Source organism: Ruegeria sp. CK3 (genome assembly GCF_056536565.1).
Genome location: NZ_JBQFPV010000006.1, coordinates 23,901 through 49,010 on the forward strand (window position 1 = coordinate 23,901; position 25,110 = coordinate 49,010).

General features: G+C 58.1%; 24 protein-coding genes. 7 read left to right on the forward strand and 17 right to left on the reverse strand.

The features are described from left to right. Nucleotides 1-15 precede the first annotated feature (15 nt). From ACR0C3_RS09495 to ACR0C3_RS09520, 6 genes are read right to left on the reverse strand one after another with little or no spacing between them, the layout of a single operon-like run. The gene (locus ACR0C3_RS09495; protein ID WP_480758198.1) at nucleotides 16-1,077 is read right to left on the reverse strand and encodes a TRAP transporter substrate-binding protein; all 1,062 of its coding nucleotides are present in this window, start codon (nucleotides 1,075-1,077) and stop codon (nucleotides 16-18) included. A 24-nt stretch (nucleotides 1,078-1,101) separates the two neighbouring features. After that, nucleotides 1,102-2,391, reverse strand: coding sequence for a TRAP transporter large permease (locus ACR0C3_RS09500; protein WP_480758199.1), 1,290 nt, complete (start codon nucleotides 2,389-2,391; stop codon nucleotides 1,102-1,104). Continuing rightward, nucleotides 2,392-2,979 carry a TRAP transporter small permease gene (locus tag ACR0C3_RS09505; RefSeq protein WP_480758200.1) on the reverse strand — a complete coding sequence of 196 codons (588 nt, stop codon included), beginning with the start codon at nucleotides 2,977-2,979 and terminating at the stop codon, nucleotides 2,392-2,394. A 53-nt stretch (nucleotides 2,980-3,032) separates the two neighbouring features. Next, complete coding sequence (locus ACR0C3_RS09510) at nucleotides 3,033-3,548, reverse strand: flavin reductase family protein (protein WP_170487878.1); 516 nt, start codon at nucleotides 3,546-3,548, stop codon at nucleotides 3,033-3,035. Further along, nucleotides 3,548-4,438, reverse strand: coding sequence for an aldo/keto reductase (locus ACR0C3_RS09515; protein ID WP_480758201.1), 891 nt, complete (start codon nucleotides 4,436-4,438; stop codon nucleotides 3,548-3,550). Before ACR0C3_RS09515 ends, ACR0C3_RS09510 begins: the two co-directional genes overlap by 1 nt. Continuing rightward, a complete protein-coding gene (locus ACR0C3_RS09520; RefSeq protein WP_480758202.1) occupies nucleotides 4,438-5,592 on the reverse strand; it encodes an LLM class flavin-dependent oxidoreductase in 1,155 nt (384 codons plus the stop codon). The genes ACR0C3_RS09515 and ACR0C3_RS09520 overlap by 1 nt, the downstream gene beginning before the upstream one ends. A gap of 105 nt (nucleotides 5,593-5,697) precedes the next feature. Between ACR0C3_RS09520 and ACR0C3_RS09525 the strand changes: the two genes are divergently transcribed. From ACR0C3_RS09525 to ACR0C3_RS09535, 3 genes are all read left to right on the forward strand, one after another. After that, nucleotides 5,698-6,408 (forward strand): GntR family transcriptional regulator, encoded by a 711-nt coding sequence (locus tag ACR0C3_RS09525; RefSeq protein ID WP_480758203.1) that lies wholly within the window; start codon nucleotides 5,698-5,700, stop codon nucleotides 6,406-6,408. Nucleotides 6,409-6,420: 12 nt separating this feature from the next. Then, nucleotides 6,421-7,518, forward strand: coding sequence for a Gfo/Idh/MocA family protein (locus ACR0C3_RS09530; protein WP_480758204.1), 1,098 nt, complete (start codon nucleotides 6,421-6,423; stop codon nucleotides 7,516-7,518). Nucleotides 7,519-8,231: 713 nt separating this feature from the next. Then, nucleotides 8,232-9,230 (forward strand): LacI family DNA-binding transcriptional regulator, encoded by a 999-nt coding sequence (locus ACR0C3_RS09535; RefSeq protein WP_480758205.1) that lies wholly within the window; start codon nucleotides 8,232-8,234, stop codon nucleotides 9,228-9,230. On the opposite strand, the gene ACR0C3_RS09540 is transcribed toward ACR0C3_RS09535, so the two are convergent. Together ACR0C3_RS09540 and ACR0C3_RS09545 are read right to left on the reverse strand one after the other, a co-directional pair. Beyond that, entirely contained in the window at nucleotides 9,231-10,364 is a 1,134-nt protein-coding gene (locus ACR0C3_RS09540; RefSeq protein WP_480758206.1) for a Gfo/Idh/MocA family protein, read from the reverse strand. 38 nt (nucleotides 10,365-10,402) lie between these two features. Then, nucleotides 10,403-11,506: a Gfo/Idh/MocA family protein gene (locus ACR0C3_RS09545; RefSeq protein WP_480758207.1), complete on the reverse strand. Its 1,104-nt coding sequence runs from the start codon at nucleotides 11,504-11,506 to the stop codon at nucleotides 10,403-10,405. A 113-nt stretch (nucleotides 11,507-11,619) separates the two neighbouring features. Between ACR0C3_RS09545 and iolC the strand changes: the two genes are divergently transcribed. From iolC to ACR0C3_RS09565, 4 genes are all read left to right on the forward strand, one after another. Then, a complete protein-coding gene (gene iolC, locus ACR0C3_RS09550; protein ID WP_480758208.1) occupies nucleotides 11,620-12,600 on the forward strand; it encodes a 5-dehydro-2-deoxygluconokinase in 981 nt (326 codons plus the stop codon). Nucleotides 12,601-12,609: 9 nt separating this feature from the next. After that, nucleotides 12,610-13,446 carry a 5-deoxy-glucuronate isomerase gene (locus ACR0C3_RS09555; protein WP_480758209.1) on the forward strand — a complete coding sequence of 279 codons (837 nt, stop codon included), beginning with the start codon at nucleotides 12,610-12,612 and terminating at the stop codon, nucleotides 13,444-13,446. After that, complete coding sequence (locus ACR0C3_RS09560; RefSeq protein ID WP_480758210.1) at nucleotides 13,443-14,282, forward strand: class II fructose-bisphosphate aldolase; 840 nt, start codon at nucleotides 13,443-13,445, stop codon at nucleotides 14,280-14,282. Before ACR0C3_RS09555 ends, ACR0C3_RS09560 begins: the two co-directional genes overlap by 4 nt. 206 nt (nucleotides 14,283-14,488) lie before the next feature. Further along, nucleotides 14,489-14,926 (forward strand): hypothetical protein, encoded by a 438-nt coding sequence (locus tag ACR0C3_RS09565; RefSeq protein ID WP_480758211.1) that lies wholly within the window; start codon nucleotides 14,489-14,491, stop codon nucleotides 14,924-14,926. Between the two features lie 224 nt (nucleotides 14,927-15,150). Here the strand turns inward: ACR0C3_RS09565 and ACR0C3_RS09570 are convergent, their stop codons facing one another. The 9 genes from ACR0C3_RS09570 to iolG form a co-directional block, all read right to left on the reverse strand. After that, nucleotides 15,151-15,909: an SDR family NAD(P)-dependent oxidoreductase gene (locus ACR0C3_RS09570; RefSeq protein WP_480758212.1), complete on the reverse strand. Its 759-nt coding sequence runs from the start codon at nucleotides 15,907-15,909 to the stop codon at nucleotides 15,151-15,153. Further along, on the reverse strand, nucleotides 15,906-16,712 hold the full coding sequence (gene iolB, locus ACR0C3_RS09575; RefSeq protein WP_480758213.1) for a 5-deoxy-glucuronate isomerase: 807 nt from the start codon (nucleotides 16,710-16,712) through the stop codon (nucleotides 15,906-15,908). The genes ACR0C3_RS09570 and iolB overlap by 4 nt, the downstream gene beginning before the upstream one ends. A 47-nt stretch (nucleotides 16,713-16,759) precedes the next feature. Beyond that, nucleotides 16,760-17,941: a phytanoyl-CoA dioxygenase family protein gene (locus ACR0C3_RS09580; RefSeq protein WP_480758214.1), complete on the reverse strand. Its 1,182-nt coding sequence runs from the start codon at nucleotides 17,939-17,941 to the stop codon at nucleotides 16,760-16,762. A 48-nt stretch (nucleotides 17,942-17,989) separates the two neighbouring features. Continuing rightward, nucleotides 17,990-18,889, reverse strand: coding sequence for a myo-inosose-2 dehydratase (iolE, locus tag ACR0C3_RS09585; protein WP_480758215.1), 900 nt, complete (start codon nucleotides 18,887-18,889; stop codon nucleotides 17,990-17,992). After that, nucleotides 18,886-20,718: a 3D-(3,5/4)-trihydroxycyclohexane-1,2-dione acylhydrolase (decyclizing) gene (iolD, locus tag ACR0C3_RS09590; RefSeq protein WP_480758216.1), complete on the reverse strand. Its 1,833-nt coding sequence runs from the start codon at nucleotides 20,716-20,718 to the stop codon at nucleotides 18,886-18,888. The genes iolE and iolD overlap by 4 nt, the downstream gene beginning before the upstream one ends. An 89-nt stretch (nucleotides 20,719-20,807) precedes the next feature. Further along, entirely contained in the window at nucleotides 20,808-21,626 is an 819-nt protein-coding gene (locus ACR0C3_RS09595) for an ATP-binding cassette domain-containing protein (RefSeq protein WP_480758217.1), read from the reverse strand. 1 nt (nucleotide 21,627) lies between these two features. Next, nucleotides 21,628-22,752, reverse strand: coding sequence for an ABC transporter permease (locus tag ACR0C3_RS09600; protein ID WP_170767239.1), 1,125 nt, complete (start codon nucleotides 22,750-22,752; stop codon nucleotides 21,628-21,630). 84 nt (nucleotides 22,753-22,836) lie between these two features. Next, nucleotides 22,837-23,778, reverse strand: a complete 942-nt coding sequence (locus ACR0C3_RS09605) for a sugar ABC transporter substrate-binding protein (protein WP_170378787.1) — start codon at nucleotides 23,776-23,778, stop codon at nucleotides 22,837-22,839. Nucleotides 23,779-23,900: 122 nt separating this feature from the next. Continuing rightward, complete coding sequence (gene iolG, locus ACR0C3_RS09610) at nucleotides 23,901-24,914, reverse strand: inositol 2-dehydrogenase (protein WP_480758218.1); 1,014 nt, start codon at nucleotides 24,912-24,914, stop codon at nucleotides 23,901-23,903. Nucleotides 24,915-25,110: the final 196 nt, after the last annotated feature.

The following is a 25,110-nucleotide window of genomic DNA, read 5'->3' on the forward strand; positions in this document are numbered from 1 at the left end:
GCCCGGCCTACGTACTTAGTTCAGATCCGCATCGCGTGAGGCGTTTACATCGGCCTCAGCCGCAGCAACCGCTTCGGTCAACGCACCAAAGATTTCGTCCCCACGGGCAACGTTGGACTGGAACCAGTCATACACCGGGGTTGCGGCCTCTTTGAACGCTGCCTTCTGATCGGGCGTCAGCACGTAGAGGTCTCCGCCACCGGCGACAAAATCCTCATACGCCTGGATCGACTTGCGCTTGGGCGAGGCAAAGGTGGCCTGTTGCAGCGCATAGAAACCGTCGACCACGACGCGGCGCATGTCCTCAGGCATCTCCTGGAACTTGGCGTTATTCATCCACCACAGCGCGCCCATATAGGCGTGGCCGTCCAGCGTGACATATTGCAGACCCGCGTCGGGGAATTTCATGCCCATGATGTCGGTGATGCCGTTCTTGGAGCCCTCAACCACACCGGTCTGGAAGCTGGTGAACAGTTCCGGCCATGGGATCGGTGTCGGAGAAGCGCCCAGCGCTTTGACCAGTTCCTGCGGCAGGTCGGCGACCACGGTGCGGATTTTCAGACCTTCCATGTCGGCAGGCTCGGCAATGCGGCGCTGAGTGTTGGCGAAGTTGCGCCAGCCGCCTGTGTTGCCGATGGTCATCAGGCGGATCGCACCGCCGGAATCCTCCAGCGCCATATCGCGCATGGTGCGGGTGAAATCGCCGGACAGAACATGCTCGGCAATGCGGTCATCGGCCATCAAGTAAGGCAGGTCCAGAACCTGCACGTAAGGAAAGATGCCCGAGGCCCCGCCCGAGGTGGAGATATAGATGTCGATCGTGCCATCGGCCACACCTTGCAGGCATTCCGCGCCGTTCGAACAAAGTTGGGTGCCGATGAACAGCTCGACCTCAATCGCGCCGTTCGAGGCGGCCTCGACATAGTTCTTGAAGACGATCAGACCATCATAGTCTTCGTCATTTTCGTTCGAGTTTGCGGTGGCGCGCAGCGTGTAGTCAGCGGCCGTAGCAGCCATGGCGGATGCGGCCACAAGCGATGTGGCCACCGCTGCGGTTTTGATGAATTCTCTGAGCATGCGTTTCCTCCCTGTGGAACTCAGTTAGTTGGCAAATCCCGTTATCTTCGGGATCGTCATGGATAGTGCGGGGATATAGGTGATCAGGAAGATCACCATGATTTCGACGGCCAGGAACGGCAGGATCGCCTTGGCGATGGTTTCGACCCGCTCGCGCGATACGGCGGCGGCCACGAACAGCACCAAGCCCATTGGAGGTGTGGCGAGGCCGACGGTCAGGTTGACGCTCATGATGATAGCAAAGTGGATCGGGTCGACGCCCAGGCTGGTGAAGATCGGGCCAAGGATCGGACCAAGGATAATGATCGCGGGGCCTGCATCCAGAAACATGCCGACGATGAACAGTAGCAGGTTGATCAGAAACAGCAGGATCAGCGGGTTTTCCGACAGGCTCAGGATCAGCGAGGCCAGTTGTTCCGGCGCATGGCTGAGGCTGACAACCGTCTTGAACGCCATCGCCGCGCCGACCAGCAGCAGGACAACGGCCGAGGTCATGCCTGCATTGCTGAGAACTTCTGGCACTTCTTTCCAAGTCAATGTGCGCAAGACGAAGAAGCCGATGATGAAGGCGTAGCCCACGGCGACGGCGGCGGCCTCGGTCGGTGTGAAGATGCCGCCCAGAATGCCGCCCAGAATGATCACCGGCGTCATCAGCGGGAAGAAGGCTTTGAGGCTGGCCTGACGTCGTTCGGGCCATGTGTATTTGCGGCTGGCAACGGGGAAATCGTAGCGGTCGGCCATGAGTTTGATCATAAGCATCAGGCCTACGCCGACCATCACGCCCGGCACAATGCCTGCAAGGAACAGCGCGGCGACGCTTTCGCCCATGACATAAGCGTAGATGATCATGATGCCCGAAGGAGGGATAATCGGTCCGATCACCGAACTGGCCGCCGTGATCGCGGCGGCGAATTTGCGGGTGTAGCCCTGTTTCTCCATCGCCGGGATCAGCATCGACCCAAGCGCCGAGGTATCCGCCACGGCGGACCCCGAGAGGCCCGCGAAGAGGATCGAGCTGAGGACGTTCACATGCGCAAGACCGCCGCGCAGGTGGCCCATCAGAGCCTGGCTGAACTCGACCAGGCGGATGGTGATCCCACCGCGGTTCATCAGCTCTCCGGCCAGCATGAAGAAGGGGATCGCCATCAGCGGGAAGCTGTCCATGCCGTTATAGACATTTCGATAGAGCAGCGTGATGTCGTTAGTCTGTCCGTTCAACCACAGCAGGATACCGGGCGCGGCCAAAAGGGCGAAAAAGACCGGCAGGCCAATCAGCAGGAAAACCAGGAAGGTGGGCAGGAACCAGATCAGCATTTATTCGGCCCCCACTGCCGCGTCAGGAATTTCGGGCAACAGGTGACCCCCGCCCAGCAGAGTGAAGAAGGATCGCAGGATCAGCTCGATATTCACCGAAATCAGAAGGATGATCCCCACCAGCAACGAGGCCATCATCCAACTGCGGGGGATGCGGTACCATTCGTCGAACCCAAAGGATGTGGGTATGTATAGCGCAGCGGTGGCGAATCTGCCGCCAAAGCCAGTGACCTCAGACCAGCCGATATTGACCGCGACCAGCAAGACGGCGAGCGAAACCAGCAGTAGGAATAGGTTCAGCGATTGGCCGATCAAGCGCGGCAGAAAGCGCTCCAGCATATCAATGGCTACAAAGCCGCCACGCCGGAACGCGGTGGGGGCCATAAGGCCGGTCATCCACAACATGCAAAACCGCGCAGCCTCATCCGGCCAAGGCAAAGCATTGCCTAGCACGTATCGGAAGAACACTTGTATCAGGATTGCGATCACCATGAGTGCAATCGCAACAACACCAACCGCGCGGCCCAGACGCAGCACGGTTTCGTTCACGAATGCAATCGGTGCAAGCACCGATGCCAGTCCGCTCATGCGGATCCTCCCTTGTTCAGCCGCGGGTTTGCCCCGCGGTCGTCAAATCGCGCTTAGTGCTGCGCGAATTGGCCGAGTTTCCCGGCGTAAAAGGTCAGCGCGTCTCCATCCGCCATGCTGGCCTTAAGAACCTTTCCCACCACAATAACGTGATCGCCCGCATCGTGATACGCGTGTTGTTCACATTCGAACCGCGCCAAGCAGTCCGGCAGGATCGGCGTTCCGTTTTCGCACCGCTCATGCTCGATATCGCGCAGCGCAAAGGCGTCTTTCGAGCAGCCAAAGCACAGCTCGGCCTGTTCAGAGGACAGCACATGCACGCTGAAATGACGGGCTTTGTGGAAATAAGGGAAACGGCGCGAGTTGCGGTCGCCCGCCCACATGATCAGGGGCGGATCCAATGAAAGCGACGAAAAGCTGTTGGCTGTAATGCAAACAGGGCCATCGGCGCTGTCGCAGGTGACGATGGTTACACCGGTCGCAAAGCGGCCGAAGGCGTCGCGCAGAGTGCGGGTGTCGTCCTTATGCGGAACGAAGGTGTGGGTCATGTCCTTTGAGATTGCATTCATCATGGTACCTCATGCCCCAGCGCCGCCTCATAGAGGCGGTACCAGCTTTCACGATCCAGTTTGACTTTCAACGCGTCCGAGGCGCGTTTGATCCGATCCAGATTGTTGGTGCCCAGAACTGGCAGGATGTTGGCCGGATGCGCCAACAAGAAGGCCACGGCAACCGCGGCGCGATCCACGCCGAACTCGTCTGCGATTTCATCCGCGACAACGCCCACCGGCGGGTTTCCAGCCATCAATAAGCCACCACCCAACGGCGACCACGCCATCAGCGGATGACCATGTTGCTGGTGAAAAGCCAGATCGCCATTGGTGAAGGGGCTGATCTCGCCAAGAGAGACCTCGATCTGGTTGGTGACCAGTTGGGTTTTCATCGCCGATTGTAGCAGGGACCAATCCCAAGGCCGGAAGTTCGACACGCCGACCGCGCCGACCTTGCCGCTCGCGACGACCTCGTCCAGAGCCGCTCCGGTCTCATGGTGGTCCATCATGGGATCAGGGCGGTGAATCAGCAGCAGGTCGATATGGTCAATCGCCATTTCGGACAGGGACGTCTCCACCGATTTCACGATATGCGCGCGCGAGGTGTCATAGTATTTCACCTTGGCATCCGCATAACGGCCACAGGGCGCGACGATGTCGCATTTGGTGACGATCTCCATCCGCTGGCGCAGACCGGGATTGGCGCGCAAGGCTTTGCCCAGAACCGCCTCGGCCCCGTAGTCGCCATAGATATCGGCCTGATCAAAGGTGGTGATACCCTGATCCAGACAGGCCTGAATCTTGGCTTCGACATGCGCCGCCGATGTGTCTGCATCGTCGCCCAAGCGCCACATGCCATAGACAAGGCGGCTCATTTCCAGCGAGTCAGATAGTTGCACACGTTGCATCAGCGACGAACTCCGTTGCCCAGCGGGGTCGCCGGTGTAGTTGCAGGCACGCGCCCATAAGCTTCGGGCAGCGAACAGGTTTTCAGGTTGGGCAGCACGCGGGCGCCGAAGTGTTTGGCTTCATCCATGTGCGGATAGCCCGAAAAGATGAAGGCGCGGATGCCCATCTTTTGGTATTCTTCAATCTTGCTCATAACCTGATCGGTCGACCCGACCAACGCTGCGCCACAGCCCGAACGCGCACGGCCAACGCCGGTCCAGAGACCGGGTTCGACATAACCATATTCATCGGCCAGATCACGGTTCTTGGCCTGATGCGCCACGCCTAGCGAGGTCGCGTCCAGCGCCCGTTCCCGGATTGCACGGCCATATTCGTCATCCAGTTTCGAGACGATGTAGTCCGCATATTCCTGCGCCTCGGCCTCGGTATCGCGAACGATCATGTGGACGCGCAGGCCGTAGTCCAGTGTGCGATTGTAGTTCTCAGCGACCGCGTGAACGGCTTTCATCCGCTCGGCCAGTTGGTCCTTGGTTTCGGGCCACATCAGGTATACGTCACAATGCTCGCCACACAGGTCCAAAGCGGATGGAGAATAGCCGCCAAAATAAAGCAGCGGGCCTCCGGTCTGATAAGGCTTGGCCGGGTCAGTCGTCAGGCCTGAAAAGTTGTAGACCTCACCCGCATGATTGATCTCATCCTGTGTCCAGGCCTGTTTAAGGATCTCGACCACTTCGCGCGAGCGCTGGTAGCGGAACGCGCTGTCGGCTTTCTCACCGGGAAAGTCGGAGGAGATGATGTTGACCGTCAACCGCCCCTTCAGCATGTGATCCAGCGTTGCAATGGTGCGGGCCAGCATGATCGGTTGCATCTCGCCACAGCGTACAGCAGCCAGCAGGTTGATCCGGTCGGTGATTGGGGCGCAGCCCGCGACAAAGCTCAGCGTGTCCTGACCGACCTGATAGGAGGACGGGCATAGGATGTTGCGGAAGCCCTGCGCTTCGGCCTCTTTCACAATGCCGGAACAATGCTCCCAACTCGACCGCAGGTCGCCATCGGGTACGCCAAGGAACTGGTAATCATCGGAACACAGCGCGGCAAACCACGAAACTTCGGCCGCATCCAGATCGGGGGATGTGATGGGGACGATGCTCATTTGATTCACGCTCCGTATATCTTTGACTTTCCTCTTGCGTAGCAATCGCTTTGATGTAGATCAATAGTGTATCAATTTTTCCTGCGACCGAGTGAAGCGTCCTCTGTGCCTGCCTCCAACCGAAACCCAAATGCCCTGCCGGTATATATTCAGATCGCGGAACTTCTGATCCGCGACGTCGCGGCTGGGCGCCTTATTGATGGTGAGCGTTTACCGCCCGAGCGTGAGATGGCGGCGGAGTTGAATGTCTCGGTCGGAACTCTCCGAAAATCGCTCTCGGAGCTAGAAAAAAAAGGGATGTTGGAGCGTATCCAGGGCTCGGGCAACTACATCCGCGAAACCGGCACACAAAATAGCGTCTATGCAATGTTCAGGCTGGAACTACCTGAAGGTGGAGGCCTGCCACGTGCGGATATCCTTTCAGTTGACCATCTGAATAAGCCCGTCGATCTGCCGAAATTCGGGGCTTCTGATGCCGGTTCGCGCGTCCGGCGAATGCGCTACCTGAATGATACAATCATCGCAGTCGAAGAAATTTGGCTCGACGAATCAGCGGGCCTGATCGACCAGAGCCTGCTGTCCGACTCACTCTACCGCTACTATCAGCGCCAATTGGGCTTTTGGATCGCAAGGGCCGAAGACAGAGTCTCGGTCCAACCGCTACCGGACTGGACACCTCCTGACTTCACCAAACCAGCGGGCCAAACGGTAGGCTACATCGAGCGGTTCAGCTGGTCGGAAAATGCCGAACCCGTTGAATTCTCAAAAACATGGTTCGACCCAGATCGGGCCAACTACGTACAACGTTTGAAGTAAAAGGAATCGCACATGACCCGGACCATCAATTACGGGCTAATTGGATGCGGCATGATGGGGCAAGAGCACCTGCACAATATCAGATTGCTGGAAGGCACCAATGTAGCAGCGATCTTTGAGCCCGATTCAGAGATGGCAAATGCCGCCAAGGCAATTGCGCCAAATGCGGCCATGGTGGGTTCCGTGCAAGAGCTTCTGGCGGTTGAAGAACTGGACTGCGTCGTCATTGTTAGCCCAAACCATCTTCATGTGGACCAGATTTACGAAATTGCGGAAACACGTCCGCTTCCGCTTTTGGTAGAAAAGCCATTATTCACCGACCCGAAAGACGTGGCCCGACTCGAGCAGTTGCAGAGCGACTACCCTTGCCCGATTTGGGTTGCGATGGAATACCGGTACATGCCCCCTATTGCTGCTCTGATCGAGAAGGCTCAGGTGGCCGGTGGTATAAAAATGCTATCGATCCGCGAGCATCGTTTTCCGTTCCTGGACAAGGTCGGCCATTGGAACCGCTTCAACCGCAATACTGGCGGAACTTTCGTCGAAAAATGCTGCCACTTCTTCGACCTTATGCGTCTGATATTGCAATCCGACCCGGTGCGCATAACCGCAAGTGGAGGACAGGCGGTGAACCATTTGGACGAGAGCTACGATGGTCAAACCCCAGATATTCTGGATCACGGCTATGTTCTTGTGGATTTTGCCTCAGGCGCGCGCGCGATGTTGGAACTTTGCATGTTTGCCGAAGGCTCTCGCTATCAGGAAGAGATATCCGCCGTCGGACCGGACGCCAAAATCGAGGCGCTGGTTCCAGGACCCGTGCGCTTTTGGCAGGACCACTTGGGTGCCCCTCCGCCTCCGCGCGTAATCGTTAGTCCGCGCAATCCCAAAGGCCCTGTATCAATGGTCGTTCCAGTGGACCCGAACCTGTTGGCGGCTGGGGATCACAATGGGTCGACCTACTATCAGCACAAAGGTTTCTTGGCCGTGCTTCGTGGCGAAAAAGCTCAACCGGACGTGAGTTTGAACGACGGCCTCTGGGCCGTAAGAATGGGACAAGCGGCGCAACAGGCAGTAGTCACAGGCGAAACGGTGCACATAGTCGATTGAATAGGATCAAAGACACGGGTGCGTGTTGCAGCACCTAAAAGACCCCATATCGCTCGAGTCAATGTCATACATCGCCAATCGAGTTAGCACAGGGCCATTTCCAACGATTGTGCAAGCCTACGTTTGCGCAGTCCTACTTGGATGCCTCGCTACACTTTATGTCTTGCCTTCCCGGCTGCGAATGGCCGCCTTTCATTGTCGAGTGAGATGTTCTCGCGAATGCAGCTCAGGTCGGCTTGCCCTGGGCAAACCGAAACACCTTTCTTCCGAGTTGGCGTCCAAGCTCCAATTAGCCCAGTGCCCAGCATGATTGCGATGTCGTGCAACTTGCGATACCGGCGACGGACCTGCTCAATCATCCGATGGCCCTTTCGGTTGCACCCACGTACTGAGCCTCAAGGTCAAGATTAAATGTCGCGCTCTGATCCAGAATGCGGAAGGGATGGAAGCATAGCCTGATCTTTGGTCACTAGAACTATTTTGTAGTCGGTTACACAGCTAAAGGCCTCTACATAATCCATTCGATCACATGGGTTCGTTGGGTTTCGTGTCTCTCATCACCCAAGATGCCTCTTTAGAAAGATGCGCCTCCTCGCCCGATATCCCTGTGGCATTGTTGCAACCGGTTGCAGCAATGCGGTCTTGGTGCATAATACTGTCACCATGACACTGCCCAACTCCATCCCCGCCCATTTGCCTGCAAGGCACCTGCCATGAGCGTCACTCTCAAAGATGTCGCCGCGCTGGCGGGTGTGTCGCGATCAGCCGTTTCGCGCACTTTTACCGAAGGGGCTTCGGTCTCGGCCAAAACCCGCAGCAAGGTAGAAAAAGCCGCGAAAGAGCTGGGCTATAGCCCCAATGCGCTGGCCTCGTCGCTGACTACGGGGCGGACCAAGCTGATCGGGCTGATCTCGAACAACTTCCACAACCCGATCTTTTTGGAGGTGTTCGACCAGTTCACACGGGCCCTGCAGGAGCGCGGACTGCGTCCTTTGATCGTGAACCTGACCGATGAGACCGAGCCTGCCAATTCCGTTCGGATGTTGCGGCAATACTCGGTCGATGCGGCCATCGTCGCTTCATCGACCTTGCCCCCCAGTTTTGCCAAGGCGTTCCACGACGCTGGGGTTCCCGTCGTGCATACCTTTGGCCGCTCGGCCACCTCGCCCGAGGTGCATGTAGTAGGCATCGACAACGTAGAATGCGGGCGTATGGCCGCGCGAGAGCTAGTGGCCCGGGGGTATAAACGCGTCGGGTATCTGGGGGGGCCGAAGGATGCGACCTCGGCCATGGACCGTTATCGCGGGTTCATCGAGGAAACCGCGCAATATGCGAACCTCAAGGTATCCTATTCCTTCGCGCAGAACTACTCATTCGATGCTGGCAGGGCCGAGATGCTGCGGCTATTGGGCGACACCCCGGCCGAGGGGTATTTCTGCGGCGATGACATCCTGTCGATTGGCGCGCTGTCGGCCCTAAAGGATCATGGGCTGACGCCAGGGCGCGACATCGGCGTCATTGGCCTGAACGATATGGAAATGGCCCGTTGGGAAAGCGTCGACCTGACCACCATTCACCAGCCAATCAAACAGATCATCAACGCCTCGGTGGATCTGGTCGAGGAGATGTTGAAAGAGCCTCAGAGATACCCTGAGGCCCGTATTTTCCCCTGCCGGGTGATCGAGAGGGGCACGCTGCGCCCCCGACCGTGATTACCGGAACATTGGCGGACGAGCGTCTTTCCACGCGCCGTCCTCTTTGCCTGACGCGACGGCGGCATGAACGGCGGCGATCGAGCGCACACCGTCTGAGGCGCCGGGCAGACCGTCTCGAGCCTCACCTCGGATCGCATCGGCCAGATCACAATAGATATTGGCCACGGCCAGCGGGAAGCCCTCGGGGTGGGCGATGGCCACGCGAGACAGGCGCTGCACTTCGTCATGCAGACCACCCTCGCCCTTTTCGATGATCTGGGTGCGCCCTCCGACTGGCGTGTAGATCAGCTGGTTGGGCTGTTCGGACGCCCAGCGCAAACCGCCGGTTTCACCAAACACCTGAATGTCGAACCCGTGTTGCCTCCCGATCGCCACGGACGACGTCCACAAGCGACCGACTGTGCCGCCTTCAGTACGGAAATTGATCATCGCGTCATCCTCCAACTCGCGGCTGGAAATAGTCGAGGCCATATCGGCGGACAGGGATTTCACCTGATCATCACAGACAAAACTGGCCATATGCAGCGCATGGATACCGCAATCAGCAAACTGGCCAGAGACACCCGCCATCGCCGGATCATAGCGCCAGCGGACCCGAGGGTTTTCGGCATCCGTCGCGTCGCCGTGATGGCCATGGCTGAAATTGGTCACCACCAACCGCACGTTGCCGATATCTCCTGCCCGCACCATCGCACGGGCCTGCCGGACCATCGGATAGGCCGAGTAGCAGTAGTTCACCGCGCATATCTTGCCCGAGGCCTCGGCCACGCGCACGATCTCTTCGCCTTCATCGACCGTCATGGTCATAGGCTTTTCGCACAGGACGTTGAAGCCACTCTGTAAAAACGCTTTGGCTATTTCAAAGTGGGTGGAGTTCGGCGTGGCAATCGTGACCAGATCAATCCTGTCGGGGCGGTCTTTTTCGCCTGCCAGCATGTCCTGCCAACTGCCATAGGCGCGGTCGGCGTTGATACCCAATCGCTGAGCAAATTCACGGCCTACCTCGGGCCGATGATCCAGAGCGCCGGCCGCGAACTCGAACATCCCGTCCGCCTGCGCGCCCAACCGATGAGCAGGGCCGATCTGGCTTCCTTCACCGCCACCAATCATGCCCCATTTCAGCTTTGCCATGGTCTTTGTCTCTCTTCAATTTTACCGAGCAAGAGCGATCAAAAATCGCTGATATCTTTCCACTGCCGCTGGTCCGACGAGGCCAGCGCAGCCGCCAGCACCCGGTTGACCTCATGCCCGTCGCGGAAGGTCGGCCAGATCGGATTGCCGGTGTGAATGGCCTGCAGGAAATCCTTGGCCTCGATGATGATCTGGTCCTGGTAGCCTGTTCCGTGGCCGGGGCCCTGGCAGAAAGGCTCATAATCCGGATGGGCGGGGCCGGTCAGGATCTTGGTGAAGCCACGCTGCCCTTCTGGCCCCTCGCGGCGATAGAGCCAGAGGGCGTTCTGATCTTCCTGATCGAACCGGATTGCGCCCTTGGTGCCCGAGATCTCATAGGCATAACCCATCTTGCGGCCTGTCGCGACGCGGCTGAAATAGAGGTTGCCCATCACACCGTTTTCAAAGCGGCACATCATCTGGGCATGGTCGTCATTCGTAACCTCCCCGCCCGGGCGCGTGCGATGAACGGTTTCGACATCGGCCATGACCTGCGCAATCGGGCCGATAAGCGCCAGCGCGCCGTTCACCATATGCGGGGCCAGATCTCCGATCGTGCCGTTGGCCATGCCGGTCGTGCGCCACGTGGCGGGGGCGTCGGGGTCGGCATAGAAATCCTCGGTATGCTCACCGCGAAACCAGGTGATGTCGCCGATCTCACCATCTGCAATCAGCTTGCGCGCGTATTGGCTGGCAGGGGTGCGGATATAGTTGAAACCCACCATGTTGACCACGCCGGCATCCTCGGCCGCGCGCGTCATGGCCAGACTGTCCTCCAGTGACGCACCCAAGGGTTTTTCGCACAGAACCGGCTTACCTAACGCAAAGGCCGCCTCAGCGATATGGCGGTGCGTTTCCTGAGGCGAGGCGATGACGATCGCGTCGACCTTCGGATCCTCGACCAAAGCGCGCCAATCGTCGGTCGCGCGCTGGAACCCATAGGCCGCACGGTATCGTTCGGCACTTTCAGTGGACGAGGCGCAAATCACCTCGAGCTGCGGACGCAGAGCAGTGTTGAACACAGCGCCCACGGCGGACATGGCAACAGAATGCGCCTTGCCCATATAGCCGCCACCAACAATTCCAATTCCGATTTCAGGCATCTGTCGCGGCTCCGAACATACTATTTGCAACCGGTTGCAAAATCAGTATCGTGTGAATCGATTCAACGCAAGGTCCAAACTTTGCCGACGACGTTACGCCGGAGGAACATCACGTGAGCGCTTTGGTCGAGGGCATCAAAGGAAATCGGTTTGCGGTTTTCGGTCGTGCCGGAATGGATATGTTTGCCGATCCAATCGGCGTCAAAAGCGAGGATGCCGACACGTTCCATGCCGATCTCGGCGGATCGTCGGCCAATATTTGCGCGGGTCTGGTCAAGCTCGGCAGTCGGGCATCATTGGTTACGTCGGTCTCGGACGATGCAGTTGGTCGATTCTGTCTGAACCGCCTGCGACACTACGGTGTCGACACCTCTTACATCCGCATTGTCGGCGGTGAATTCCGCATATCCCTGGCGATCTATGAAAGCCGGATCGAGAATTTTCAGAACGTCATCTACCGCAATGGGGCAGTCGATTTCCAAGTCACCGAAGAGGACATGGACCGGATCGATTTTTCGGCATTCTCAGCCGTGATATCCGCCGGAACTGTCTTTGCCGCGGAACCGTCACGCAGCGCCACGTTTCGGGCTTTTGACAATGCCCGCGCCGCAGGGTTGCCAATAATTTTCGATATCGACTATCGCCCTTATAGCTGGCCATCGCCCGAAGTGGCGGCCGACGTCCTGTCCCGGGCCGGAGAGGCCAGCGACCTGATTGTCGGCAATGACGAGGAATTCGGCTTCATGGCCGGCGGTATCGAAAAAGGGTTCGCAAAGGCCAAAGAACTTGCCGAAAAGCCGGGCCGCATCGTCATATACAAGATGGGTGAAAAAGGTGCCGTTACGATGATGGACGGCCATGAGATTCACACGGGCATCTACCCGGTTACCGCAGTCAAACCTAACGGAGCAGGGGATAGCTTTATGGCAGGTTTGCTGGCCTCAGTCGCCGCAGGCTATTCGCTAGAAGAAGCCGTCATGCGCGGATCGGCTTGCGCCTCCATCGTGGTTTCGAAACCCGGATGCGCCCCCGCCATGCCCACGACACCCGAGCTGGATGCGTTTCTGGCCGACCACCCCGGCCCGACCACATAGGAGGCCCCCATGCATATCGCGCCCCATGACAACCAAAACAAAGCCATCGTCAATGTCGACGATCCGCTGGTTCCGCTGAACTATTTCAACATCGTCAAACTCAAGCGCGGCGAGGCGTTCGAATACCAGGTGCCGGGTTATGAGACCTGCATCGCCCCCGCCACCGGCTCCGTGGATGTTGACGTCGAAGGCGTGCAATTCGCCAAACTGGGCAACCGGGGCGAGGACGTGTGGGATGGTGAGCCAGAGGGGGTTTATGTCCCGGTTGGCGCCAAAACGCAGCTGGTCTGCGTGTCGGATGAGGCCGAGGTTTTCATCGCCGGGGCCAAGTATGACAAGGTTCTGGACCCGTTCGATGTACGCGAGCATGACCTCGTGCAGTACGGCAGCGACGACACCAAAACGCATCGCAAGATCAAACATATCCTGGGGCAAAAACAACAGGATAAGGTCGGCCGCCTATTGGTGAGTGAGCTGTTCACCGTCGGCCAAGGCGGCTGGTCGGGCTTTCCCAGCCACAAACACGACACCAACCGCCTGCCGGATGAGACGCGCCACGACGAGACCTATAACTTCCGTTTCAAACCCAATTGGGGCTCGGGCCTGCAGATGTTGCAGCGCGAAGACAACGAACCGGGGGATGCCTATCACATCGTCGATGGCTCGACCGTTTGTATCGACAAGGGCTATCATCCCTGCTGCGTGTTGCCGGGATATGAGATGTATTATTTCACCATCCTCGGCGGGCTGACGCAGCGATCGCTGGTGCAGTATTTCCAACCCACCCATGCCTATCAGGTCGAGACGATTCCGGGCATCAAAGACATGATCGCGAAGTTTAAATGACCCTTGTCACCCTGAAAGACGTCCTGCAGCCGGCTTATGAACAGGGCTATGCCGTCGGCGGTTTGGTAACCCTCGGCTGGGAGGACATGCGCGCCTATGTGGCCGCTGCCGAGGCCGAAAACGCACCGGTCATCCTGCAAGCCGGTCCCAGCTGTCGCGAACACACGCCCCTGCCCATCCTTGGTAAAATGTTCCGCCATCTGGCCGAGGGGGCCTTTGTCCCCGTAGTGGCACATCTGGACCATGGTTACACGTACGAGGACTGCAAGATCGCGCTGGAGAGTGGCTTTACGTCGCTGATGTTCGACGGCTCGCGCAAACCGTTGCAGCAGAATATCGACGAGACCGCCGCGATTGCCGAAATGGCCCACGCGGCCGGGATTTCCTGTGAAGGTGAGATCGGGTTCGTCGGCTATTCCGGCGGTGAAGGCTCGAACGGAACTGACCCCGAGGAGGCCGCGCAATTCGCCCGTGAAACAGGCGTGGATGCGATGGCGATCTCGGTCGGGAATGTCCACCTGCAGCAGAACAAGGAAGGCGGTCTGGACGAAGACCGCATCGCCCGGATCGACGCGCTGACCGAGGTTCCGCTGGTTATCCACGGAGGCTCGGGAGTGCCGGTCGAGCAGCGCACGCGCTTGGCCCAAGGCACCTCGATCTGCAAGTTCAATATCGGAACCGAACTGCGCATGGCCTTCGGGAACGCCTTACGCGACGCTTTGAATAGTGACCCCGAAGGGTTTGACCGCGTGACCATCCTGAAAGAGACCCATGACCCGGTAGAGGCAGCCGCCCGCACCGTGATCCGGGCCTTTGGAGCACCGCCTCAGCGGTAGCTAGATCGGGATGTGAATAGCTCAGCAATCTATACCATGTGGTCAGATTGATTGCCTTCCTCATGCATTTTTTTGACCCTCTAGCGTAGAAAGCGAACATTCGACCTGCGGTCGGCGAAAGAGGGAAAAGAGTCTAAAGTAATCGATGCTGCGCTTCAGGCAAATGTCTGCTATTGAAAACGAGAAAGAAGACTGGATACAAACACTTGTCAGAAATCTCCGTGCCAGATGGTGTTCTCACCTTTCCGCAAACAGTAAGTGACGAAGAACTGCTTGATGGTGTAAAAATGTGGGTCGACATGCTCGCTGAAGAACGGTTCTCCGAAGCATATCAGCTCACAGCGCACGACAGCCACTATGCATGGACACCCGATCTAATTCGATCAGTAGTCGCAGGTTATGGCTTACCACACGAGTCGGGAGAACACGAATATAGGATCTCCAAAATTTGTGAGGCCAGAGGCGGACCTTCACCACGCTGGGTAGTTGATCGATGGAAAGACGCTGAACCGAGATACCGCGTTGGGTTTGTTTCGTTTGATCTTCCGTTAGATGGAGAATGGTCTGACCTCACCGCAACTTTTGAAATCGTGGTACGCCACGGCCAGTTAGTCTTGGTTCTACAAGATATCCACGTTTTCTAGTCGATTCACGCACAAGTGGTCGTTCGTGCAAAAGCAGTGAAATGCTGTTTTGTTCACTCTGCTGCTCTTCAATGGAGCAATTTTGGGCGGCAGGTTCCTGCTAAGCGGCGTTCCGGTGCCAAATTATCTGCCAAAAAGTCAATCTGGTACTCCATAAAGATTTCAGGCTTCGGAAGATCCATTGATTGGCAGGCGACTAGCGGCAGGCGACGTGGTGAACTTAACTAGATCGACCCACCTTCAACCATGAAATTCCCGGCGCTGCACATGGCGGCGTCGTCCGAGGCCAGAAATACTACCATCCGCGCCACGTAGACCGGGTCGATCGGGTCTGGTAGGCATTGGCGGTCAACCTGCTTCGCCAGCGCCTCGGGAGTGACCCACAGGTCTTTCTGGCGTTGGGTCATGATCCAACCGGGGACAACAGTGTTCACGCGGATCCGGTGATCCCCCAGCTCGCGCGCCATGGTTCGGGTGAGACCATGAACCGCAGATTTGGCGGTGGCATAAGCGGGGAAACCTGCGCCGGCCTCCCACCAGGAATTCGACCCCAGATTGACGATGGAGCCTGCGCCCCGTTCGATCATTGCAGGGGCAACCGCCTGAATGGCAAAGAACATATGGCGGATATTGGTCGCCATACGTTCATCCCAATAGTCCGCAGTTACCTCGCGCCAGTCATGTCGGTCATCTTGTGCCGCGTTGTTGACCAGAACATGCGCGGGGCCCAGTTCCTCGGTCAGTTGCTCCAGCGCATCGCGCAGCGCATCGATATCGCGCAGATCGCATTGGGCAAAGGCATGCTCACCTTCCAGCTCCGCCAGCAACTCATGGCCTGCATCCGCGTTGAGGTCCAGAAACCCCACCTTGGCCCCTTGTGCCGCAAAGGCACGCACGGTTTCCGCGCCGATACCGCCAGCCCCGCCCGTTATGAAAACCGTCTTGCCGTTCAGGCTGGGATAGGTGGCAAATTCTGGGGTCATCCGTCACGCTCCATGATCCACTCGACCTCGGGGGCCGCAACAAAGCGCCATTTCCGCAATGGTCCGGCCATGACGTTCAGATAATACATCTCAAACCCGTAGGGTGCTCCGCAAGGGTGATGGCCGCGCGGAACGGTCACAACATCGCCATCCGAAACCGCCATTGTTTCATCCAGCTGGCCGTCATCGGTATAGACGCGCTGAATTCCGAACCCGTTGGCCGGGTTGAGGCGGTGGTAATAGGTTTCCTCGAGATAGGTAATGCGCGGGAAGTCATCCTCATCATGGCGGTGGCTAGGGTATGAAGACCAATGACCGTTCGGGGTGAACACCTCGGTCACCAGCAGGCTATCGGCGTAGTCTTCATTCTCCATCGCGATATTGTTGATATGGCGCGTGTTCACGCCCTTGCCGCGTTCGGTCAGAGTGATGCCATCCGGCCCAATCCGCCGGGCCTGATGCCCGCCTTTGCCGGGGGCCGAGCAGACGGCGATGACGCAATCGGTTTCGGCCACGGCCTCCCATTCGGTGCCGATGGGCAGGTAGAGGCAATGAGGCGGTGATTTCTCGAACACATTCATCCGGTCGCCCAGAACGCCCCAATCCTGCCCGGCGCCGGTGATCTGTGCCTTGCCTTCGACCATGACTAGAATGACCTCACGATCTCCAGTGACCTCGGCCGCCTTGTCGCCCGCGCGCAGGTGGTAGAGGCCGAACCCGACATAACGCCACCCGGCGCTGGCCGGAGTGATATCGTGGACCTTGCCACGGGTGCCGAATGGTTTCTTGAGCAAATCTGCCATGTTGGTCTCCGGTAATGGGCGGCCTTTCAGACCGCCCGGTTCTTATTTCAGGCGGATTGCCGTGTGGTCAGCGCCGAAAGCGCATTCGATAGCTGCGCCTCAGACCACCCCTCAGCCACAGCGCTGCGCAGGATGTCTGCCTGACTGTCCGGCGCATTCCCTCCGACCGGAGGGTCCGTGTCGAGATTGGTTGGGAAAGGATAGCCTTCGGAAGTTGCGGCGATCGCGGCCTCTAGCTGCGTAGCAGTCAGATCGCCCCGTTGTTTCAAGGCGATGAGTGACGGAAACACCGCCTCGGACATAGCGCGGCGATCCACGGCCTCCATCGCCCGACCAAAGGCCGAGGACACCTGAAGCAGGTTTGCCATGCGATGAATGTCCGCGCTGCAGTTTTCGCCCGCCGCATGGAACAGCGCGGGGTTGAAGAACACGGCGTCCCCCTTTTGCAACGGCAGCTGCACATAGTTTTCTTCGAAATGCGCGCGGTGATCCGTGTCGTGGAAAGCAAGATATCCGGGCGCATAAAGCTGCGAGAACGGAAGCAGCTTGGTTGGGCCAGACTCCACCGGCATATCGCAATGCGCTACAGCGCCCTGCAACGTCAGAGCTGCCGTAAGAAAATGCGCGTGCGCGGGATAGCGTGCTGCGCAGTCTGCCGTATGAAACCCAAGATGATAGTCACGGTGCGCTTGCTGTGCCTGCCCGCCGGGACGCACCTGGTTGATCTGCGCCGTGACCTGATAGTTCGGGCCTAGCCAAGCCTCACACGCGGCGGCAATCGAGGTGTTTCCGAAATAGAGCGCAAAGCCCTCGGGATCGCGCAGGCACTGTTTCTGCAACGCGTTCCATATCCGGTCATTGGCCCCAGAGGCCGCAAAGTGGTCGCCCTCACCCCCGCCGCCCTGACGTTCGTCTTCGATGATCTGGCGGAACACATCTGTGGCCCGGTCAATCACACTTGTATCCGGATACGCCTGTTTCAGGGCGATGACGCCTGCGGATTTGGCAAGAACCCAAGCCCATTCGGCCAGCAAGGCCTGCCGATTGTCTGCTTGCTCTAGTAGCGGACGCAAAGCCTGCATGTCATAGACGGGCACATTGTTTTCCACAGACGCAGCAAACGGCACCGCGTCCACCGAAAGGGTCTGTGAGGTCAACACCTTGAATTCATCCAGATCACAGGATTCCCGGTCAAAATAGCCGACATATCCGAGTTCTTGATTTACCATGACTTTCTCCTTTCTCATGGCTTCGGTGTTGCCCCTTGGGGCGGTGTGTTACGCGGTGATCTCCAATCCTGCCTTGCCGCAGACGTCAACGATGTGGTCGTAGCCCTTCTTAGAGTACTCATAGGGCGGCGCTTTGGCCGGGTCCTGTTCTGCCTCAACGACGATCCAACCGTCATAATCCATCGCTTTCAGCGCATTTGCGACCGCTTGGAAATCAATGCAGCCGTCACTGGGCACCGTGAACGCGCCTGCAATCACGGCGTCCAGGAAACTGCGGTTGTTTTCCCGCACATCCTGCACGACGGCCGGACGGATATCCTTGAAATGCACGTGATGCACGCGGTCGCCCCAACGGTTCAGGGTCGCCATTACGTCGCCACCGCCAAACAGCAGGTGACCGGTGTCAAAGCACAGCTTCACCTCGGGGCCTGAACCTTCCATCAACCAGTTCACGTCATCTTCGCTTTCAATGATCGTGCCCATGTGGTGGTGATAAGCCATTGGCATGCCCTGATCACCCATCCATTTTGCCAGTTCGGTCAGCTTGGCCGCGTAGGAGAGCACCTCATCTTTCGACAGTTTCGGGCGGTCATTGACCGGCGTCCCGATCTGGCCCTGAATTGTGTTGGAGCATTCGGCGTAAACGATGCACGGACTGTTCAACGCCACGAACTGTTCAACCTGTTCCCGTACCGCGTCTTGTTCCGACGCGAAGTCGTTGATCAGCGACGCACCGGAACACCAGCCGCCACAAAGCGCGATATCGTTGCCCTCAAGATAGGCGCGCAGCCCCTCGGTATCGCTGGGCATACGCTGGCCCCGTTCGACGCCGGTGTAACCAATCTGACGCGACTCCTGCAGCGCTTGTTCCATTGTGTATGCAGCGGTCAGGTCCGGCAGATCGTCATTCTGCCACGCGATCGGAGAGATCCCGATTTTCACGCTCATTTTGTGTTTCTTTCCTTGATGGCAACCTCATAAGCCGCGCGTTTTTCATTCACTTCGGGGCGGGTGCTGACCTCGGGCACCGCGACTTCCCACCATGTGCCGCCATATTCGGTCGAGGGGTACGGATCGGTGTCGATGACCACCACATAAGGCCCTGAGATGTCGCCGCGTTTGGCCAGCGCGTCCTCAAGCTCGGCGATCGAGCTGACCTTGACCGAGGTCGCCCCCATCGCCGCCGCATGCGCCGCGAAATCAATGTTCGAGGCGGTTTCGTGGACAGTGTGATCCAGCAGGTTGTTAAACTCGGCCCCGCCGGTGCCCATTTGCAGTCGGTTGATGCAACCAAAGCCCCGGTTGTCGGTGATCACAACGGTGAAGGACACGCCCATCATCGCCGCCGTCGCCATTTCCGAGTTCGCCATCATGTAGGTGCCGTCGCCCGTAAAGCAGATCACGTCGCGATCCGGTTGGGCCATCTTGATGCCCATGGCGCCTGCGATCTCATAGCCCATGCAGCTGAACCCGTATTCCATGTGATACGCCCCGGGTCGCGGCGCTTTCCACAGCTTGTGCAGCTCACCCGGCATTGTGCCAGCGGCACACATCACCACCGTGTCGTCATTCGAGGCGCGCTGAACTGCACCCACCACCTGCATATCAGTGGGCAGAGCGTTCCCGTCCCCCGGCGCATCGGTCAGCGCGTCAACCTTGCCAAACCAATCCGCTTTGAGTGTGTCGGCCACAGGATCAGCATTGTAGCCCTGCAGCGAGGCGCCCAGCTCCTGCAAGCCAACGCGCGCATCGGATTGCAACGGCATCGCGCCGTGTTTCTCGGCATCATAGGCGGCTGTGTTGAGGCAGACCATCTCGCGCGCGGGGTTTGAAAACAGGCCCCATGAGCCGGTCGTGAAATCCTGCAAGCGCGTGCCAACGGCCAGCACCAGATCGGCCCCGGCGCAGATGTCATTGGCAGGCTCACCGCCCGTCACACCAATTGGGCCGAGGTTCAGGGGATGATCCCAGGCCAAAGCGGATTTGCCGGCCTGCGTTTCTGTGATCGGAATGTTATGTGTCTCAGCAAAACTCTGCAGCGCATCCGTTGCGTCCGAATAGTGCACCCCACCGCCCGCAACGATAACCGGACGTTTGGCCGCTGAAATCGCGGCCACAGCGCGCGCCAGTTCGCCTTCATCCGGGCGAATACGGCGTTGGAACCACACGCGCGGTTCAAAGAAGCTTTCTGGGTAATCATAGGCCTCAGCCTGTACGTCCTGACAGAAGGCCAAAGTGACCGGCCCACAATCCGCCGGATCCGTCATCGTACGGAAAGCACGCGGCAGAGCAGTCAGCAGATGCTCGGGGCGCGAGATACGGTCATAGTAGCGGCTAACCGGGCGGAAACAGTCATTGGCGCTGATGGTGCCATCGCCAAAACTCTCGACCTGTTGCAACACCGGGTCCGGCCCGCGCGAGGCGAAGACGTCGCCCGGCAGCAGAAGAACCGGCAAGCGGTTAACATGGGCCAGCGCAGCAGCAGTGACCATATTGGTCGCGCCCGGCCCGATGGACGAGGTCACCGCCATCGCCCGCGTGCGCCGCATCTGTTTGGCATAGGCAATCGCGCAATGCGCCATCGTCTGTTCATTGTGGCCACGATAGGTGGGCAGCGAGTCTTTGACGCCATGCAGCGCCTCACCCAGCCCGGCCACATTGCCGTGGCCGAAAATGGCCCAGACACCTGCGATAAAAGGCTCTCCGGCCTCATTCATCTGCGCGCCCAGATAGCGCACCAAAGCTTGCGCTGCGGTCAGTCGGACGGTTTTGCCCATTGTGATCCCTTTCAACACAAGGCCAATTTGGCCAATTCTGCGATTTCGTTGGATGTCGGACCGAATGGTCCCGTTTTGGGGGAACGGCGTTAAACCGTTCCGCCCAGTGACCCTTCCAATTGGGCCAATTCCTGCCCTCCTGCCATCAGGTCCTGTAATTCTTCAGGTGTGATCTCACCGCGTCTTGCGGTGCCCAGCGTTTTGCCCCGGTTCAGCACGGTAAAGCGGTCGCCGACGGCCAGCGCGTGGCGCACGTTGTGGCTGATGAAAACCACACCGACGCCTTGGCTGCGCACCTTGTCGATGGTCGCCAGCACGTTCGAAGTTTGCCGCACCCCAAGGGCCGAGGTTGGCTCGTCCAAAATCAGAATCTTAGCACCGAAATGAACCGCGCGCGCAATCGCAACCGTCTGGCGTTCCCCTCCAGACAGGGTGCCCACAGCCTGATCCGGGCCACGCAGGTTGATGCCCATCTTGCGCATCTCTTCCATAGTGATTTCGTCAGCCAGATTCTTATCGAAGAAGCTGATACCAGCCACTTTACGCGTAGGTTCGTTGCCCATAAAGAAGTTGCGGCTGACACTCATTAGCGGGATCATGGCCAAGTGCTGATGCACTGTTGCGATCCCCGCTGAAATAGCATCGCGCGGGTCTTCAAAGTGCATCGGTTTGTCTTCGAAGAAAATCTCGCCCGAAGTTGGTTTGTGAACGCCCGACATCGTCTTAATGAAGGTCGATTTGCCTGCACCATTGTCGCCGAGAAGACAGTGGCATTCCCCCGGTTTAAGATCAAAGCTGACGCCTGCCAGCGCAATCACCGAGCCGAAGTGTTTCTGGATGTCGACCATACGAATGATCGGCTTGCTATCCTGCACGTCCCCATGGTGGAACTTGGTATCGTCAGTCATCTCAGTGTTCTCCTGTGATGATGCGGCGGATATAGGTGTTCAGGATTACGGCACCCAACAGGATGATCCCCAAGAAGACCCTAAACAATGAGCTTTCTACGCCGGCAAAGAACAGCCCCTGCTGTACCACGCCAAAAATCAAAGCGCCCAAAGCAGCCCCCAGAACCGAGCCATATCCGCCGGTCAGCAGCGCGCCGCCAATTACAACCGCAATAATCGCTTCAAACTCCTTAAGCAAACCACGGTCCGCGCCAGCCGAGCCGAACTCCATAACCTGACAAGTGGCGAAGACCGTGGCGCAGAAGGCGGTGAACATGAACATCAGTATTTTGACTTTGTTCACTGGCACGCCTGAATTCCGCGCTGCCTCGGCGTCGCCACCCGCCGCGAAAATCCAGTTACCAAACTTGGTTTTGGTAAGCAGCACGTGACCAAAAATAATGATACCAATGGCCCAGACAATCAGCATGGGAATACCGTCAACAACAGGCTGACCCGCGCGCGTTCCACGCTCGAACGTTTCGATCAAGCCGTTTTCGCCAAGCCAACTGAAGAACCCTTGTCCGACTTTGCCACCGAAGATCGATGCCAGCCAGTCACCTTCCGCGACGTCTTTGATGCCGCCAATGATCGTCTTCCGCTCGATGGTTTGCGGCAGATAAATGGTGAAGCCGCGCAGGATAAACAGAAAGGCCAAAGTCACGATAAAGCTGGGCAGGCCAGTTCGCACCACGATAAAACCGTTCAAGGCCCCAATCGACACACAGAGCGCAAACGTCACAATGATAGCCATCCACACGGGCCAGCTGAGTGTGACTGAGAAGATCGCGATCATCATCCCGGCAAAGCCGATCATCGAACCGACCGATAAGTCAAATTCGCCTGCGATCATGAGCAGGCACGCCCCTACGGCAATGATCATGAACTGCGCCGAAACGATCGACCAGTTCAGCACACCCTGACTGGTGAACATGCCACTATCGAATGCAAACAACAGAAAAAACGTAAATACGGCGACGGTGCCGACAATTCCACCCAGCTCAGGGCGGATCAGAGCACGGCGCAGCGGCGAGATCTCTTTGATCCGTTCGTCTTCAACTGCTGTGGATTGAGCTGACTCAGACATTGTGGTCCTCCCCTCGCGGGTGATCCAGAAAAATTGGAAGTAGGTCTGAGCGGGCGCCTTAGCACGCCCGCTCAGCTAGGAAGATTAGCGGTATTCACCCGCGAATTCTTCGATTTTCTCCAGACCGTCAGCAGTCACGAAACCGGGGCCAGAGTTGATGTTGTTGCCTGGCAGAACGCCGTAACGGTGGTAATTGGTCAGAACAACAACCGGCAGGTAGGCCTGCAGGAACGGCTGCTGGTCGATTCCCCACTGAATGGTACCGTCCTTGATGGCTTTGACAATCTCGCCACCCAGATCGAACGTGCCGAAATAAATGTCACCGGCCATGCCGTTCTCTTGCAGCGCCAAGATGGTTGGGTCGGCAGAGGTGGGGCCAAGCGTCAAAACAGCGTCCGTCTCCGGGTTAGCCGACAGGTAGGCCAGAACGCGGTTCTTGATCTCAGCCGGATCCTGTCCCGCGTCGATCATCTGTTCACCAAGTTCAATACCCAGGCCGTCCGCGAAGCCCTGGCACCGCTCTTGGCTGGATGGCTGGACGATATAGTGGTTGACACAAAGGAAAGAGCCAATGCCGTCACCTTTCGCCCGAAGACCAGCCGCGTAGCCGGCGTCGTATTCGGGCTGCCCGACATACATCAGGGCGCCAACTTCGCGCGCCTTATCGGGCGTCCCAGTGTTCATAATGATCACGTCGATCCCGGAATCTACAGCAGCTTTGATTGGGCCTTCGAGAATATCCGGGTCAGCCAACGTGGTGATGATACCGTTGGGACCGGAGGCCGCAGCCTGATCGATGATGCGCGCCATATCCGCAAGGTCACCAGTAGGCGGGTTGCGATATTCCACCTCGACACCCATCTGCTCACCAGCCAAAGCGATACCGTTCTTGATCGTGTTCCACCAGCTGTCACTGTCAGGGGCATGGCTGACCAGGATGTACTTTTCGCCTTCAGCCGCGGCACCGCTTGCGGCCGCCACCGCGACAGCACTGGCCATCAGTACTCGTTTCACAAACTTGTTCATTTGGTTTCCTCCCATAAAACCGTCTGTTTTCGTCCTAGGCTATCAGCCCCATTTATTCGGTTGGGCCGAATCTGTATTGCCCGGGTCTGTATCCGAGCTGTTTTTAGTTTGAAGAAATTCAATCATTTTGCAACCGGTTTCAAAACTTCAGCCAGATGAACCGGCCTACCGGACTGCGCCGACAGCGTTGCTGCCTCGGCCATGGCGAGGGCTGCAACCCCATCTTCCAGCGAGACCGGAACCTGCGCGCCCGAGACCACGGCCTCCAAAAAAGCGGCCCACTCGGCCTGGTAGGCGGGCATGTAGCGTTCAAGAAAGAAATAGGTCGGCTTGGCCCCAACGACGCCGGAGGAGGTCGACTTAACAACTGTGTTTTCCAGCACGTTCTGAGCCTGCAGAAGACCTTCGGAACCCAGCAGCTCGATCCGCTGATCATAGCCATAGGCCGCCCGGCGTGAATTCTTGATGGCCGCGATACGACCATCCGCGTAAGTCATTGTGACAACGGCGGTATCCACATCTCCGGCTGCGCCAATTTCCGGGTCGACGATCGACGAGCCGACAGCGGAAATCGTCGTCGGGACCTCTCCCATCAGGAAATTCGCCATGTCGAAATCGTGGATCATCATGTCCCGGAACAAGCCACCCGAAACTTTGACATAGCTCACCGGTGGCGGGGCGGGATCGAACGAAGTGATGGATAACAGTTCAGCCTTGCCGATCTCGCCCGCATCCACAGCCATTTTCAATGCCGAAAAACTGGGATCAAACCGACGGTTGAAGCCGATCATCACGGGCTGACCATGTGCCGCAACCGACTGCTGGCAGGAAATGGCGCGCTGGAGGTTCAGATCGACGGGTTTTTCACACAAAACTGCTTTGCCTGCCGCTGTTGCGGCCTCGATCAGGTCCGAATGCGTGTCGGTCGGCGTCGCGATCAGAACCGCGTCGATTTCAGGGTCAGCTATGATCTGGTCCGAGGTTCGAACCTCGGCACCGTGGTCATTGGCCAGATCCTCTGCCGCCTGAGCCATGGCATCCGAGACAGCACATAACACACTGCCCGGATGGGCCGATATCGCCCGCGCATGCACCCGCCCGATCCGTCCGGCGCCCAGCAATCCAACCTTCAACATCCAAACCCTCGAATCCTGTTATCTGGCGTAACAATGGATTTTTTTGCAACCGGTTGCAACATTTTTGTCGCCTCTATTTGGTAGCAAATGTACCAAAGGACGCGAGCCACACCGCGCGCCCCGCCCAATGCACTCACTGAAGTGCAGGAAAACCCGAGTCTTCCCGGTCACATCTTCTTGGGTCTTCAAAAGTTTG

What these genes read in the sequence shown, in the direction of transcription:
- ACR0C3_RS09495 (WP_480758198.1), bottom strand. Translation starts at nt 1,077, where the DNA reads ATGCTCAGAGAATTCATCAAAACCGCAGCGGTGGCCACATCGCTTGTG.
- ACR0C3_RS09500 (WP_480758199.1), bottom strand. Translation starts at nt 2,391, where the DNA reads ATGCTGATCTGGTTCCTGCCCACCTTCCTGGTTTTCCTGCTGATTGGC.
- ACR0C3_RS09505 (WP_480758200.1), bottom strand. Translation starts at nt 2,979, where the DNA reads ATGAGCGGACTGGCATCGGTGCTTGCACCGATTGCATTCGTGAACGAA.
- ACR0C3_RS09510 (WP_170487878.1), bottom strand. Translation starts at nt 3,548, where the DNA reads ATGAATGCAATCTCAAAGGACATGACCCACACCTTCGTTCCGCATAAG.
- ACR0C3_RS09515 (WP_480758201.1), bottom strand. Translation starts at nt 4,438, where the DNA reads ATGCAACGTGTGCAACTATCTGACTCGCTGGAAATGAGCCGCCTTGTC.
- ACR0C3_RS09520 (WP_480758202.1), bottom strand. Translation starts at nt 5,592, where the DNA reads ATGAGCATCGTCCCCATCACATCCCCCGATCTGGATGCGGCCGAAGTT.
- ACR0C3_RS09530 (WP_480758204.1), top strand. Translation starts at nt 6,421, where the DNA reads ATGACCCGGACCATCAATTACGGGCTAATTGGATGCGGCATGATGGGG.
- ACR0C3_RS09535 (WP_480758205.1), top strand. Translation starts at nt 8,232, where the DNA reads ATGAGCGTCACTCTCAAAGATGTCGCCGCGCTGGCGGGTGTGTCGCGA.
- ACR0C3_RS09540 (WP_480758206.1), bottom strand. Translation starts at nt 10,364, where the DNA reads ATGGCAAAGCTGAAATGGGGCATGATTGGTGGCGGTGAAGGAAGCCAG.
- ACR0C3_RS09545 (WP_480758207.1), bottom strand. Translation starts at nt 11,506, where the DNA reads ATGCCTGAAATCGGAATTGGAATTGTTGGTGGCGGCTATATGGGCAAG.
- ACR0C3_RS09555 (WP_480758209.1), top strand. Translation starts at nt 12,610, where the DNA reads ATGCATATCGCGCCCCATGACAACCAAAACAAAGCCATCGTCAATGTC.
- ACR0C3_RS09560 (WP_480758210.1), top strand. Translation starts at nt 13,443, where the DNA reads ATGACCCTTGTCACCCTGAAAGACGTCCTGCAGCCGGCTTATGAACAG.
- ACR0C3_RS09570 (WP_480758212.1), bottom strand. Translation starts at nt 15,909, where the DNA reads ATGACCCCAGAATTTGCCACCTATCCCAGCCTGAACGGCAAGACGGTT.
- iolB (WP_480758213.1), bottom strand. Translation starts at nt 16,712, where the DNA reads ATGGCAGATTTGCTCAAGAAACCATTCGGCACCCGTGGCAAGGTCCAC.
- ACR0C3_RS09580 (WP_480758214.1), bottom strand. Translation starts at nt 17,941, where the DNA reads ATGGTAAATCAAGAACTCGGATATGTCGGCTATTTTGACCGGGAATCC.
- iolE (WP_480758215.1), bottom strand. Translation starts at nt 18,889, where the DNA reads ATGAGCGTGAAAATCGGGATCTCTCCGATCGCGTGGCAGAATGACGAT.
- iolD (WP_480758216.1), bottom strand. Translation starts at nt 20,718, where the DNA reads ATGGGCAAAACCGTCCGACTGACCGCAGCGCAAGCTTTGGTGCGCTAT.
- ACR0C3_RS09595 (WP_480758217.1), bottom strand. Translation starts at nt 21,626, where the DNA reads ATGACTGACGATACCAAGTTCCACCATGGGGACGTGCAGGATAGCAAG.
- ACR0C3_RS09600 (WP_170767239.1), bottom strand. Translation starts at nt 22,752, where the DNA reads ATGTCTGAGTCAGCTCAATCCACAGCAGTTGAAGACGAACGGATCAAA.
- ACR0C3_RS09605 (WP_170378787.1), bottom strand. Translation starts at nt 23,778, where the DNA reads ATGAACAAGTTTGTGAAACGAGTACTGATGGCCAGTGCTGTCGCGGTG.
- iolG (WP_480758218.1), bottom strand. Translation starts at nt 24,914, where the DNA reads ATGTTGAAGGTTGGATTGCTGGGCGCCGGACGGATCGGGCGGGTGCAT.